The 11,998-nt window shown below is 71.1% G+C and carries 14 protein-coding genes, 1 pseudogene and 1 riboswitch; of the genes and pseudogenes, 2 read left to right on the top strand and 13 right to left on the bottom strand.

Annotation, left to right across the window (positions count from 1 at the left end; genetic code table 11):
- Positions 1-126: 126 nt before the first annotated feature.
- A pseudogene (locus IC63_RS15070) lies at positions 127-501 on the top strand (integrase core domain-containing protein); the annotation flags it as partial.
- Between the two features lie 4 nt (positions 502-505).
- Here the strand turns inward: IC63_RS15070 and IC63_RS15065 are convergent.
- The 8 genes from IC63_RS15065 to IC63_RS15030 form a co-directional block, all read right to left on the bottom strand.
- Positions 506-943, bottom strand: coding sequence for a hypothetical protein (locus tag IC63_RS15065; RefSeq protein WP_156965517.1), 438 nt, complete (start codon positions 941-943; stop codon positions 506-508).
- Positions 925-1,158, bottom strand: coding sequence for a hypothetical protein (locus IC63_RS15060; RefSeq protein ID WP_036721872.1), 234 nt, complete (start codon positions 1,156-1,158; stop codon positions 925-927). The genes IC63_RS15065 and IC63_RS15060 overlap by 19 nt, the downstream gene beginning before the upstream one ends.
- 954 nt (positions 1,159-2,112) lie before the next feature.
- Positions 2,113-2,892, bottom strand: a complete 780-nt coding sequence (cobF, locus tag IC63_RS15055; RefSeq protein ID WP_036721879.1) for a precorrin-6A synthase (deacetylating) — start codon at positions 2,890-2,892, stop codon at positions 2,113-2,115.
- A gap of 53 nt (positions 2,893-2,945) precedes the next feature.
- Positions 2,946-3,620 carry an energy-coupling factor ABC transporter permease gene (locus tag IC63_RS15050; protein ID WP_036721870.1) on the bottom strand — a complete coding sequence of 225 codons (675 nt, stop codon included), beginning with the start codon at positions 3,618-3,620 and terminating at the stop codon, positions 2,946-2,948.
- A 55-nt stretch (positions 3,621-3,675) separates the two neighbouring features.
- A riboswitch (cobalamin riboswitch) is annotated at positions 3,676-3,860 on the bottom strand.
- A 40-nt stretch (positions 3,861-3,900) separates the two neighbouring features.
- Complete coding sequence (locus IC63_RS15045) at positions 3,901-5,226, bottom strand: cobyrinate a,c-diamide synthase (protein ID WP_036721867.1); 1,326 nt, start codon at positions 5,224-5,226, stop codon at positions 3,901-3,903.
- Positions 5,219-6,013, bottom strand: a complete 795-nt coding sequence (gene cobM / locus IC63_RS15040) for a precorrin-4 C(11)-methyltransferase (RefSeq protein ID WP_036721866.1) — start codon at positions 6,011-6,013, stop codon at positions 5,219-5,221. The genes IC63_RS15045 and cobM overlap by 8 nt, the downstream gene beginning before the upstream one ends.
- Positions 6,010-6,372: a cobalamin biosynthesis protein gene (locus IC63_RS15035; protein ID WP_036721863.1), complete on the bottom strand. Its 363-nt coding sequence runs from the start codon at positions 6,370-6,372 to the stop codon at positions 6,010-6,012. Before IC63_RS15035 ends, cobM begins: the two co-directional genes overlap by 4 nt.
- Complete coding sequence (locus tag IC63_RS15030; protein WP_036721877.1) at positions 6,369-7,562, bottom strand: bifunctional cobalt-precorrin-7 (C(5))-methyltransferase/cobalt-precorrin-6B (C(15))-methyltransferase; 1,194 nt, start codon at positions 7,560-7,562, stop codon at positions 6,369-6,371. The genes IC63_RS15035 and IC63_RS15030 overlap by 4 nt, the downstream gene beginning before the upstream one ends.
- On the opposite strand from IC63_RS15030, the gene IC63_RS15025 reads away from it, so the two are divergent.
- Positions 7,534-8,322 carry a cobalt-precorrin-6A reductase gene (locus tag IC63_RS15025; protein ID WP_232222635.1) on the top strand — a complete coding sequence of 263 codons (789 nt, stop codon included), beginning with the start codon at positions 7,534-7,536 and terminating at the stop codon, positions 8,320-8,322. The genes IC63_RS15030 and IC63_RS15025 overlap by 29 nt on opposite strands.
- Here the strand turns inward: IC63_RS15025 and cobJ are convergent.
- The 5 genes from cobJ to IC63_RS15000 all read right to left on the bottom strand — a co-directional run.
- Complete coding sequence (gene cobJ, locus IC63_RS15020) at positions 8,289-9,041, bottom strand: precorrin-3B C(17)-methyltransferase (RefSeq protein WP_036721861.1); 753 nt, start codon at positions 9,039-9,041, stop codon at positions 8,289-8,291. The two genes, IC63_RS15025 and cobJ, sit on opposite strands and share 34 nt — an antisense overlap.
- Positions 9,038-9,766, bottom strand: coding sequence for a precorrin-2 C(20)-methyltransferase (locus tag IC63_RS15015; protein ID WP_036721859.1), 729 nt, complete (start codon positions 9,764-9,766; stop codon positions 9,038-9,040). The genes cobJ and IC63_RS15015 overlap by 4 nt, the downstream gene beginning before the upstream one ends.
- Complete coding sequence (locus IC63_RS15010) at positions 9,763-10,392, bottom strand: precorrin-8X methylmutase (RefSeq protein WP_036721856.1); 630 nt, start codon at positions 10,390-10,392, stop codon at positions 9,763-9,765. Before IC63_RS15010 ends, IC63_RS15015 begins: the two co-directional genes overlap by 4 nt.
- A 2-nt stretch (positions 10,393-10,394) precedes the next feature.
- Entirely contained in the window at positions 10,395-11,567 is a 1,173-nt protein-coding gene (gene cobG / locus IC63_RS15005) for a precorrin-3B synthase (RefSeq protein ID WP_036721854.1), read from the bottom strand.
- Positions 11,564-11,998: cobaltochelatase subunit CobN (locus tag IC63_RS15000; RefSeq protein WP_036721852.1), on the bottom strand; the 435-nt coding region annotated here is incomplete at its 5' end. The genes cobG and IC63_RS15000, both read right to left, overlap by 4 nt.

Genomic DNA, 11,998 nt, shown 5'->3' with positions numbered 1-11,998 from the left:
GATCCACATCCGCATTGCTCTCATGAACCGCTTCTCCGCCCTCGGCACCGCCGAGATCGTTCGCGTCAGCTGAGTTCAGCGGGGAAAGGGGCAGCTCACGCCGCTAGCTGAGTTGCGCAACAACGCCAGCTGACATCGAACGCGATCCTGAAGTGGTGCGCCGAGCACAAGGTCGAATGGCATTACATTGCGCCGGGCAAGCCGATGCAGAACGGGTTCGTCGAAAGCTTCAACGGCAGGATGCGGGACGAGCTTCTGAACGAGGCCCTGTTCCGCAACATCGCCCATGCCCGTGACCTGATCGCTGCCTGGGTCACCGACTATAACACCGAAAGGCCCCACTCGGCCTTGGGCTACCAGACCCCTGTAGGGTTTGCCGCGAACCTGAACCCCGCAATCGCCCGCCCCGCTGCGCGAGATGAAAGCTCCGCGCGCCGGGCGATTGCTCAACCCGCGCCAACAGGCGTAAACAAAAACCGGGCTCCGGTCGCCGTTGGATGAAAGTTCAGTGGCAGGTCAGGGCAATCGCGTTGATTGAAGCGCCGATTACCTCGAACCCCAGCGCATCGGCCCCGAGACCGATCCCGCCGCTGGAGGTGTATTTGGCGGCGTCCTCGGCGACCAGCCACTCGTCCTCGCGCAGACTGTCGAAGTCCAGCACCAGCACCGCGGTAGTAGCATCCCATGTTGCGCGCGGCCTGCTGATCGTCCAGCGACGACCAGCCTCGACCTCGGCCATCGCCCACGCAAAGGTCTGCCCAAACAGCGTGATCCCTTCGGCATCCGGGTGGACGTTGTAGTCTATGATCTCATACCAGTAGAGCGGCGTTGCCAGCACCGCGCCGCCTGCCTCGCAGATGTCAAGCTGGTCATCGCAGACCGCCCAGCTGTCCCCCACGGTGTCCGCGTCGCCGCCGCTCTGCGTCATAATGTAACGAGGCACTTGGAGTCCTGGCGGATCTCGCCGCGCGACAGACCCGCGAACAGACCGAGCTCGACACCCTCGCCGAACAACGGCGCAAGGCGCACGACGAAGCCGACCGCCAGGCACAGGCCTTGAAGGTGCAGCGTGAGGAGCTGAGCGCTGTCCAAAGGGCCGCGACGGCCGCTCGCGACGCGGAGACCAAGGCCCGCGCCGAAGCCGACCGTATCGCCCAAATCGCTGTGTCAGGAGCCAAGGACAAGGCGCGGAAGGCGGCTGCCTGCGCGGTCTGGCCGTCCAGAAGACTTTCCGTGAGACCGCCCGGCGGCATCAAGAACTTCTTGACCAACAGATCAACTCCCTGTGCGACAGCCGGACCGGCGAGATCCGCGACCCTGTGCTGGCGAGGCTGCTAACGGAGATCCGGGACAATGTGGGGGCGGTCAGCGAGGCGGCCGCGGAGGTAGAAACCCGTCTCGACGCCGATCCAGCCGCACTTGGACGAACGTCTGGGCTCAAGATAGAGGCGGCCGACGCTCAATATAAAGCGTGCGGGTCAGACCCTCACCCCTGGCTTGTCGGCGACAGACACGCCTGCCTTTAGTCTGCTTAAGGTCAAGCGCATACGACAACCAGTCACGTTCGAAGGCAGACAGCAAATCAGACCCGTCCCGCGCTGCTTGCTCCAAGCGTTGCATCAAAGTCTTTTTGCTATCGCCATCTACTGACCCTTTTTCGCCCCACACCCCCGGCATCCCCGACAGTTTTGCCTCCCACCCTGCTGTGCGAGCCTTTCACCAGGGCGCCTGGTGGGTCTTTGCCGTCCTGTCCGCGGTGCATCTTGTCCTGTACTTCAGGCGGCGCGCCGATCGACGACGGGAAGGAATGACCGGCGAACGACAGGCTGTGGGCGCATTGTCCATTTCGCAGGCGCGCCTGCTACCGGTCGCGGGATTGCTCATGTGGGTCATGGTGCCGGCAATCCTCGCGCCGGCTTGACGGTGTCAGAAGCTGCCAGGCGAGACTGGACCGATGGGACCGGCGGGCAGTCATGACAGGGTTTGGCCGTCGATCAAGCAGGGGCGACCGACAATCCCGTAGGGGACGCGCATCGGTCAGGGACCCCCGGCATATCTGAACCGGCTCGGTTGAAGCCGAACGCGGCGACCCTGGTGGCACCTGCATGAGCCTCACGCCGGCGTAGCGTTGCCTGCGGCAATCCTGCCGGGCTCAGACCGCAGCAGATAGCAGTCCATGATCCAGCCGTGCCGGGCCCGGGCCTCGGTCCGCAGTGCCACGATGCGAGCGCCCGTGCCCGCAAGCGGGCCGGATGCCAGCACCTGCTGTGGCATGCCGAGATAGGCGCCCCACCAGATCGTCAGCCCGTCGCCCGGCAACTGCCGAAAGCTGCATTCACCGTCCAGCATCACGGCCACCGTCTCGGCGCCCTCGGGCCAGCCGTGGTCGCGCAGGCGCCGCCCGGTGGTCACGGTGACGGCGCCGTTGACGCGGTTCAAGGGGATGGCGTGCGCCGCGGTCAGCGCCTGCAGCGCGGTGATCCCCGGCACCACACGCAAGCGCGGCGCGGGGTCCAGCCGCGCGGCGATGCGCAGGGTCGAATCGTAAAGACCGGGATCGCCCCAGACCAGCAGCGCCACCGGCCCCTGCGGCCGGGCGGCCGCGATCGTCCCGGCCCAGATCGCGGCGATCCGGTCGTGCCAGCGGCTCACCCGCTCTGCATAGGGCAGGGTTTCGTCGCGGGTGGGCATGTCGAACTCGACCACGGCGGCGGAGCTGCCGCTGGCGGCGAGGATCGCATGGCGCAGATCGGCGAGATCGGCCTTGTCGGCGCCCTTGCGCGGCACCATGACCAGCGCCGCATCCCGGATCGCCAGCTGCGCCTCTAGCGTGACATGATCGGGATTGCCGGTGCCGATCCCGATCAGCCACAGCTCCGGCTGCCGGGTCATGTCACGGCCGTCGCCGGCCGTTAACAGGCGGCCGGCGCTGGTGGTTTCCGACATCAGGCGTGATACAGCCTGCGGGCGACGAGCGGCGAATGGCGCGCCGGCCGCAGCGCCTTGGCGATGGCCAGCGCCCCCAGATCGACGACCGGCTCGACCAACACGACCAGCAGATAGGCCGCACCGAAGCTGGCGATCGCGGCCAGGTTTTCCGACCCGAAGCCCTGGCCGTACACCGCCCAGAACGCGACCCAGGCGACGATCCCGCCCTGATAGGTCAGCGACAGCTTGAGCACGTCGAGATATTGCAGATCGACAAAGGGCGTTGCGGCCGGAATGATCCGCTTGGCCAGCGCGTCGATGGCGAAAAGCGGCCACAGCAGCGTCGAGACATTGACGAAATACATCGGCAGGTCGGTCGGCGCGAAGAACAGCCCCTGCACGAGCAGCCCCAGCGCCAGCCCGATGGCCGCGGGCGCCGCCCCCAGGATCAGGAACAGGGTCGTGCCGAGGATGAAATGGACCTCGGAGATGCCGACCGCGAAATGCGGCATCACCTCGAAGGAAATGAAGACTCCGATCGCCGCGATCACGGTGCGCAGCGCGAACGACGCCAGGCCGTGCGTGCGCAGATCATCGATGGCCAGCCGGGCTGTATAGGCCGCGGCGGCCGCAGCCGTTCCGTGGGCAAGCGCCATCTTGGGGCCGGCCACGATTCCGGGTTCGATATGCATCTCTCTGTCCTTTCCGTTTGCCGTCCCACCGACGGCCGGTTCCTGCCGCAATTGCGGCGTCAGCTTGGTGACGGCAGGTTTCCTGACTCGCGGGTCATCGCCTGTGCCGGGCCTTCCCAACCGATCGTCCGGTCAGTGGCATTACGGCAGGCTCGTCGCTTACAGTTGCGGGGGCAGTCCGGGATTTTCACCCTATTCCCTCTTCGCCGCGTTCACGGCACCGTCGCGGACATCTATCACCCAAGCCCAAGGGTCAGGCAAGCGCGTTGGCACCGACAGATCAGCTTTCCGCGGCGATCAGGTGAAAGAAGGTGCCGGTCGCGTGCCCGCGCCGCGATCCGGTTTCGGTGACAGGGCTGCCATCCGCATCGGCCACGCGGGCAAGCGGCTCGTCGGGCTGGTCGAGAATCGTCGAGTAGTGGAACTCGTGCCCCCGCAACGCCGTCCCGGCCGCGTGGCCCGGCATCGGCTGCAACAGGACGGCGCGGCGATAGCCCAGGTGCAGCCGCCGTTTTTCGTACGACGTTACCAGCCCCAGCAGCCCGGCCATCGCGTGGCGCACGCCGTCCTTGTCGATCAGCGCCTGACCAAGCGCCATGTATCCGCCGCATTCCCCATGCACCGGCCGCGACTGCGCATGGGCGCGCAGCCCGGCCTGAAAGCGCGAGGCCGCCGCCAGCTGGCCGGCGTGCAGTTCGGGATAGCCGCCGGGCAGCCAGACGAGGTCGGCCGAGGGATCGGGGGCTTGATCGGAAAGCGGCGAAAAGGGGAGGATCTCGGCGCCCGCCTCTCGCCAGCCTTCCAGCACATGCGGGTAGGCAAAGGAAAACGCTGCGTCCTGCGCCAGCGCGATCCGCTGGGCGGGCGCAGCCGGCAGCCGCCCGCCCGGCGCCGGCGCCCGGCCGGTCGCGGCGGCGCGGATCGCCGCCAGATCGACATGGGCGCGCAGGAACCCGGCGTAGGCCGCGATGGCCGCGTCCAGATCGGGGTGCTCGACGGCCTGGATCAGCCCCAGGTGCCGTTCGGGCAGCGTCAGGTCGCCGCGCCGGGGCAGCGCGCCCAGGACCGGCAGGCCGGCGTGCTGCATCCCCAGACGGGCCAGCCGCTCGTGCCGCGGGCTGGCGACGCGGTTCAGGATGACGCCGGCAAAGGGCAATCCGGCATCATAGCGGGCAAAACCCAGCGCCGTCGCCGCCGCCGATTGCGCCTGCCCGCTGACATCCAGCACCAGCACAACCGGCCAGCCCATCGCCCGCGCCGTCTCGGCGCTGGCGCCAAAGCCCATCCGGCCGCGCGTCGCGACGCCGTCATAAAGCCCCATCGAGCCTTCCGCGATGCATAGATCCGCACCCCCGGCGCGCGCGGCGATCGCCCCGAACAGCGACGGGTCCATCGACCAAGTATCGAGGTTGAAGGAGGCCCGCCCGCAGGCTGCGCGGTGAAAGGCGGGATCGATGTAATCGGGACCGGACTTGAACGGCTGTATGGCCAGCCCGTCCTCGGCAAAGGCGCGCAGCAGCCCCAGCATCACGGTCGTCTTGCCGGCCCCTGACGATGGGGCAGAGACCATGACGCCGGGCGGCCAGCCGGGTGCCCGATCAGTCATCCCCCGGCTCCCACCCGGCCCAGGGGCTATCGGCTGTCCGCGGCCGGTAACGGCGATCATAGTCGGGCGCATAAAGGCGGCTTTCGGCAAAGCCCTGGGCCGCCAGCGCCCGCCCGACAAGGATCAGCGCCGTGCGCTCGATCCCCTCGGGCAGCGCCTCGCGGATGGTGGCGAGCGTGGCGCGGACGATCCTCTGATCGGGCCAGCTCGCCCGCCAGACGATCGCCACCGGGCAGTCCGGCCCGTAATGCGGCAGCAGCTCGGCCACCAAGCGGTCGAGGTTCTGGATCGACAGATGCAGCGCCAGCGTCGCGCCGGTCGCCCCGAAGGCGGCGAGCGTTTCGCCCGCGGGCATCGACGAGGCGCGCCCCGGCGTCCGGGTCAGCACCACCGACTGGGCGATCCCCGGCAGGGTCAGTTCGGACCCCAGCGCCGCCGCCGCGGCCGCAAAGGACGGCACGCCGGGCGTCACCGTATAGGCGATCCCCGCCGCCTCAAGCCGCCGCAGCTGCTCGCCCATTGCCGACCAGACGGACAGATCGCCCGAATGCAGCCGCGCAACGTCATGGCCCGCCGCGTCGGCGGCGGCGATCTCGGCCATGATGGCGTCCAGGTCCAGCGGCGCGGTGTTCACGATCCGCGCGCCAGGCGGGCAATGGGTCAGGATGGAATCGGGGACCAGCGAGCCGGCATACAGACAGACTGGGCAGGCGGCGATCAGGTCGCGGCCGCGCAGGGTCAGCAGGTCGGGCGCGCCGGGGCCGGCGCCGATGAAATGGACCGTCATCCGGATGCTCCTTCGGCCAGCGCACAGGTCGCGCGCCCATCGGCCGAGATGACGCGGGGCGACAGCAGGCGGGCACCGGGGCCGGCGGCGGCCAGCGCGGCGGCCTCGGCCACGCTGCCCGTACCCCGGCTGGCCCGCGATGCGGGTGATTGCGTGGACGTGGCCTGCGCGGTCAGCGCGGCGGGTTCGACGGGCCGACAGGGCAGCCGCAGCCGCCGGGCGAGCGCACGGAAAGCCGGGGCCTCGGCCAGGTCGGCCGGGGTCGCCAGCGCGTCGGCGGCGCCGCCGCTGCGCGCCAGGGCATCCGCGAGGCTGTCGGCCGTGGCCGATTGCCGAAATCCGAACCCCGCGACGATCACAGCACCACCCGCCACTGGACCACCGGATAGGCCGCCGTCCAACCCCGCCGGCCGCCCAGGGGCGTGGCCGCGGACAGCGAGACGCGCAGCAGCTCGCCGCCAAGGCGCGCCGACCCGGCGGCCAGCAGCGCCTCGGATTCGAGCGTGACGGCATGGGCGACGAGCCGGGTTCCGGGCGCCAGCCTGTCGCGCAGGTCGGCCAGCAGCGCCTCGGACAGGCCGCCGCCGATGAAGACGGCCTGCGGCGGCGGCAGCGCGTCCAGCGCCTCGGGCGCACGGCCTTCGACGACGCCCAGATCGACGCCCAGCCGGTCCGCGTTGGCGCGGATGCGGGCGGCGCGGTCTGGGCGCGGCTCGATGCTGGTCGCCCGGTTGGCGCGGTCGGCAAGGCACCATTCGATGCCGATCGAGCCCGACCCGCCCCCGATGTCCCACAGCGTCTCGCCGGACCTCGGGGCCAGCGCCGACAGCGCCAGCGCCCGCATCGGTCGTCGGGTGATCTGGCCGTCAGTGGCAAAGAAATCGTCCTCGATGCCGCTGCAACGCGGGATGACCCGACCCGGACCCGCGACATCGACAGCCAGCGCCACCGGATGCGCGATTTCCCCCCGCAGGTCATCCGCCCGCGCCGAAGTCACCCGTTCGCGCGGCCCGCCCAGCGCCTCGAGAACCCAGAGCCTGCTTTCGCCAAAGCCCAGCGCGGTCAGATAGCGCGCCGCCTCGGCCACGGCGGCGCCGTCCCGCATCAGCAGGATCATCCTGTGCCCCGGCGCAAGATGCGGCCGCAGCCGGGTCAGCGGCGCGGCATGAAGCCCCAGGCACAGCGTCGACTCGATCGGCCAGCCAAGCCGGCTTGCGGCCAGCGAAAAGCTTGAGGGTACGGGAATCGCGGTCCATTCGCCGGGCGCCAGGTCGCTGGTGATGACGCTGCCCGCGCCGAACCAGAACGGATCGCCCGAGGCCAGCACGACCACGCGGCGGCCGCGCAGCGCGCGCAGGATCGGCAGGCCGTCGGCGAAGGGGACCGGCCAGGCGATCCGCTCGGACGCCAGGTCCGGCAGCAGCGACAGGTGGCGCGGCGGGCCCAGGACAACCTCGGCAGCGCGCAGGGCGGCGCGGCTTGCCGCGGGCAGCCCCTCCGGTCCATCCTCGCCCAGACCGATGATCGTCAGCCACGGAGCTTTAGCCATCCGCCCGAACCTTCTGATCCTCGGCGGGACGACCGGCGCGGCGCTGCTGGCCGAGGCGGTGGCGCGGCGGGGCATTTCGGCCACGATCTCGCTGGCCGGCCGGGTCGCCCGGCCGCGCCCGCTGGCCGTGCCGATGCGCATCGGCGGCTTTGGCGGGGCGCAGGGACTGGCGGCGTGGCTGCGCGCCCAGGGCATCACACATGTGGTCGACGCCACCCATCCCTTCGCCGCCGCGATCAGCCGCAACGCCGTCGCGGCCTGCGAAACGGCGGGCATCCCGCTGATCGCTCTGACCCGTCCCCCCTGGGTCGCCGCGCCCGGCGATGCGTGGTCCCATGTGCCCGACATCGCCGCGGCGGTGGCAGCCCTGTGTCGCCCACGGGCGCGGGTGATGCTGGCCGTGGGCCGGGTCCATCTGCCCGATTTCGCCGCCAATCCGCAGCATTTCTATCTGCTGCGCCTGGTCGATCCGCCAGCCGCGCCGCTGCCCTTTCCGGATGCCGAGGTCATCGTCGATCGCGGCCCGTTCGAGACGGCCTCGGACATGGCCCTGCTGCGGCGGCACGGGATCGAGCTGGTCGTCTCGAAGAACTCGGGCGGTGCTGCGGCTTACGCCAAGATCGCCGCCGCCCGGGCGTCCGGCCTGCCGGTCCTGATGATCGACCGCCCCGCCATGCCAGATCTGCGCGAGGTCGGGGACGTCGACGCGGTGCTGGACTGGATCGCTCATGCCGGCACCGAGCGCGGGGTGAAGACATAGGGCGCACCGTCCCGCGCGATCAGCCGCGTCGCGGACGACCCGATCAGCACCACGGTGCGCATGTCCGCCATCTCGGGCGTCGCGTCACGCAGTTCGACGACGCGGATGCGTTCCTCGGGGGTCGAGACGGCGCGGGCGAAGACGATCAGCCGGTCCGGCGCGCAGACCTCGCGCAGCAGGTTCAGCGTCCGCGCGAAGCCGTCGGGCCGGGATGCCGAACGGGGGTTGTACAGCGCCATCGCGAAATCCGCCTCGGCCGCCAGCCGCAGGCGGCGCGCGATCAGGTCCCAGGGCTTGAGATTGTCCGACAGGTTGATCGCGCAGAAATCATGCCCCAGCGGCGCGCCGGCCCGGGCGGCGGCGGCCAGCATCGCGGTGACGCCGGGCAGCACGCGGATCTCCAGCGCGCGCCAATGGGCGGGCCCCGACTCGACCGCCTCGAACACCGCCGAGGCCATCGCGAAGACGCCGGGATCGCCCGAGCTGACCACCACGACCCGCCGCCCGGCCGTCGCCAGCGCCAGCGCATGGCGGGCGCGGTCCAGTTCCTCGCGGTTGTCCGTCTCGTGCCGGACCAGCCCTGCGCGGCCGCCGACGCGGCGGACATAGGGGGCGTAGCCGATCAGGTCGGTTGCCCGGTCCAGCGCCAGCGTGACCTCGGGCGTGATCAGCGCCTCGTCCCCCGGACCCAGACCGGCGATGGCCAGCCAGCCGGTCATGGCCGGCGCCCGTCGCCGTGGACGATGACGATCGAGAAATAGGGGACCGCGTCGTCCCCCGCCTCGGCCAGCCGGACGACGCGCTGTTCGGCCATGCTGGCGCATTCCACGAGCCAGGCCCGGTCAAGCTTGCCGACCGCGGCCAGGGCTGCCCGGATCCTGGGCAGGTGGCGCCCGATCTTCATGACCACGAGCGCGTCGGTGTCGCCCATGCGGCGGGCCAGTTCATCCTGCGCCATCGTCCCCGGAATGACCGTCAGGACATCCTCGCCCCAGGTGACCGGGATCCCGGTCGCCGTCCAGGCCGCCGACATCCCGGTGATCGCGGGGACGACCTCGACCGGGGCCAGGTCCCTGAGGCGCGCGTGAAGATGCATGAACGACCCGTAGAAGAACGGATCGCCCTCGCACAGGACGACCACGTCCCGGCCGGCGCGGCTCAGATCGCACAGCTCGCGGGTGATCGCCGCATAGAAGCCCGAAAGGCGCGCGGCATAGGCCGGATCGTCGACGGGGATTTCGGTGGTGACCGGATATTCCATGGCGACCTCGGTCACGTCGGGGCGCAGCAGCCCATCGACGAGATGTCGGGCGCGGCCCTTGCGCCCGGCTTTGCGGAAGAACGCGACATGGCGGGCAGAGCGCACCAGGCGATCGGCGCGCACGCTCATCAGATCGGGATCGCCGGGCCCGAGGCCCACGCCAAAGATCGTCCCCGCGCTCATTCGGACCGGCTCGCGATGGCATTGACGGCGGCCACGGTGATGGCGCTGCCGCCCAGCCTGCCCTCGACGATGATCGCCGGCGCGGGGCGGGCGTCCCACAGGGCGGATTTCGATTCCGCGGCGCCCACGAAGCCCACCGGGCAGCCGATGATGGCGGCGGGGCGCGGGCAGGCCGGGTCCTCCAGCATCTCGAGCAGGTGGAACAACGCGGTCGGCGCGTTGCCGATGGCGATGACGGCGCCGGCCAGATGCGGTCGCCACAGCTCCAGCGCGGCGGCGGATCGCGTGGTGGACAGCGAGGCCGCGAGTTCCGGCACCTCGGGGGCCTGCAGGGTGCAGATCACCGGGTTGTCGGCCGGCAGGCGCTTGCGGGTAATCCCCTCGCTGACCATGCGGGCGTCGCACAGGATCGGGGCGCCGCGCTCCAGCGCGGACCGCGCCGCCTGAACGACGCCGGGCGAAAAGCGGATGCTTCGCTCCAGCCCGACCATGCCGGCGGCGTGGATCATGCGGACGGCCACCTGTTCCTCGTCCGCGTCGAAGCGCGACAGGTCGGCCTCGGCCCGGATCGTCGCGAAGCTTTCGGCATAGATCGCCGCGCCGTCGGTTTCATAGTTGTAGGGCATCTCTACCTGCCGATCATGTCCGTTAGCGTGTCCGGGTGCAGCGACCAAAGCGCCGGCTCATCCCACGGCGCGCCATTGCGGACAAGGTCAAACGCCCCGTCGCGGCCGACCAGCGTCACCTCGGCGGGCTCGGGATGCGCGCAGCCCTTGGCGCAGCCCGAGACGTGCAGCCGACGTCCGGGCGGCAGGTGGGGGGCGAGATCGCGCGCGAGATCGCGGGTGCGGACGCTGGCCTGCGGGCAGCCGGGCGCCCCGGTGCAGGCAGCGACGCGCAACAGCGGGTCGGCAGGGTTGCGGATGAGACCGGTCGCCCCCGCGCAGGCGCCTGGGTCGGTCACGCCGGGCAGAAAGACCATCCGCCACGGCGTGATGCGCAGCACCGGCGCGCCCGCAGCGGCCAGCCGCCGCAGATCGGCCGACGCGATCTGGCCGAACGCGGCGGCCAGGGTCATGCCGCCATTCGTCGTCCCCGGCCGCGCCGCCTCGGCGGGGCTGCCGGGCGCGGCGGCCCCGGAGAGTTCCCCGGGCAGGACCGCCCCTGCCGCGATGTGGCGTGCCATGCGCCCGCGCCCATCGGCGCCCACGCCGCCCGACCGCAGGAACCAGCGCGCCAGTCCCAGCGCCAGGCCCACGGCCTCGGCCACCGAACCCGCCGCGCGGCCCGTCTCGCAGCCCTCGGCGCGGACGATCAGGCCGTCCGGCCCGCGTTCGATCCGCACATCGCCGCTGACCTCGGACAGCCTGCGCCGCGGCCCGGCATCGACGACAAAGCCGAACTTGGCAGGCAGCCCGGCGAGCGCCGGCGCGGCCAGCCCGGCGGCCAGCCGCGCCGCGATGCGGGTCTGGGGGTCGTCCGGTCCCAGCCCGCGGAAGGGATCGACGACCAGATTGCGCCGCCCCTCGACCGCCGGGTCCGGGTCGATCAGCCCCAGCGACGCCAGCCCGTCCAGCAGCGCCGGGTGATCGGCATCGGCCACGCCGCGCAGCTGCAGATTGGCGCGGTTGGTCAGTTCCAGCGCGCCCTGTCCGTACCGCTCTGCCAGATCGGCGAGGCCCGCGCATTGCCGCGGGGTGATCTCGCCCAAGGGCGGGCGGACCCGTACGACCAGCCCATCGCCCGAGCGCATCGGCCGGTGCGCCCCGGGGCACCAGCCGCGGATCGCCGGGGCGCTCATTTCCCCGTCCCCAGTTCCGCAAGGATCGCGTTGCGGCGCGTCTGCCACAGCCCGGCGTCATGCAACTCGGCGAACCGGGCGCGCATCGCCGCCAGCGCCTCGGGGTTGGCGTCCTGCAGGAAGGCGGTCACCTCGTCGTCGCCCAGCGTCGCGTCCCAGAAAACATCGAACAGGTGCGGCGCGACGACCCCCGCCAGATGCGCAAAGGCGGCCATGTTTTCCAGCGTCGCGGCGATCTCGGCCGCGCCGCGGAACCCGTGCCGCCGCATCCCCGCGATCCAGCCGGGATGGGCGGCGCGCGCCTGGACGACGCGCGCGATCTCTTGGGTCAGCGCGCGGGGCCGGGGCCGCGACGGGTCGGTGTTGTCGAGGTGATACAGCGCCGCCCTGCCCCCCGCCCGGCAGCTTTGGCCTGGCGATGGGGGGTGCGT

This window comes from Paracoccus sphaerophysae, assembly GCF_000763805.1.
Lineage (GTDB): Bacteria > Pseudomonadota > Alphaproteobacteria > Rhodobacterales > Rhodobacteraceae > Paracoccus > Paracoccus sphaerophysae.
The sequence above is the reverse complement of the archived record's forward strand: the minus strand, read 5'-3'. Positions and strand labels throughout refer to the sequence as shown.

Bases quoted from the DNA above. Each gene is read 5' to 3' on its own strand.
- IC63_RS15015 (WP_036721859.1), bottom strand. From the start codon at position 9,766: ATGAGCGCGGGGACGATCTTTGGCGTGGGCCTCGGGCCCGGCGATCCC.
- IC63_RS15045 (WP_036721867.1), bottom strand. From the start codon at position 5,226: ATGACTGATCGGGCACCCGGCTGGCCGCCCGGCGTCATGGTCTCTGCC.
- IC63_RS15030 (WP_036721877.1), bottom strand. From the start codon at position 7,562: ATGGCTAAAGCTCCGTGGCTGACGATCATCGGTCTGGGCGAGGATGGA.
- IC63_RS15025 (WP_232222635.1), top strand. From the start codon at position 7,534: ATGATCGTCAGCCACGGAGCTTTAGCCATCCGCCCGAACCTTCTGATC.
- IC63_RS15050 (WP_036721870.1), bottom strand. From the start codon at position 3,620: ATGCATATCGAACCCGGAATCGTGGCCGGCCCCAAGATGGCGCTTGCC.
- cobF (WP_036721879.1), bottom strand. From the start codon at position 2,892: ATGACCCGGCAGCCGGAGCTGTGGCTGATCGGGATCGGCACCGGCAAT.
- cobJ (WP_036721861.1), bottom strand. From the start codon at position 9,041: ATGACCGGCTGGCTGGCCATCGCCGGTCTGGGTCCGGGGGACGAGGCG.
- IC63_RS15010 (WP_036721856.1), bottom strand. From the start codon at position 10,392: ATGCCCTACAACTATGAAACCGACGGCGCGGCGATCTATGCCGAAAGC.
- cobM (WP_036721866.1), bottom strand. From the start codon at position 6,013: ATGACGGTCCATTTCATCGGCGCCGGCCCCGGCGCGCCCGACCTGCTG.
- cobG (WP_036721854.1), bottom strand. From the start codon at position 11,567: ATGAGCGCCCCGGCGATCCGCGGCTGGTGCCCCGGGGCGCACCGGCCG.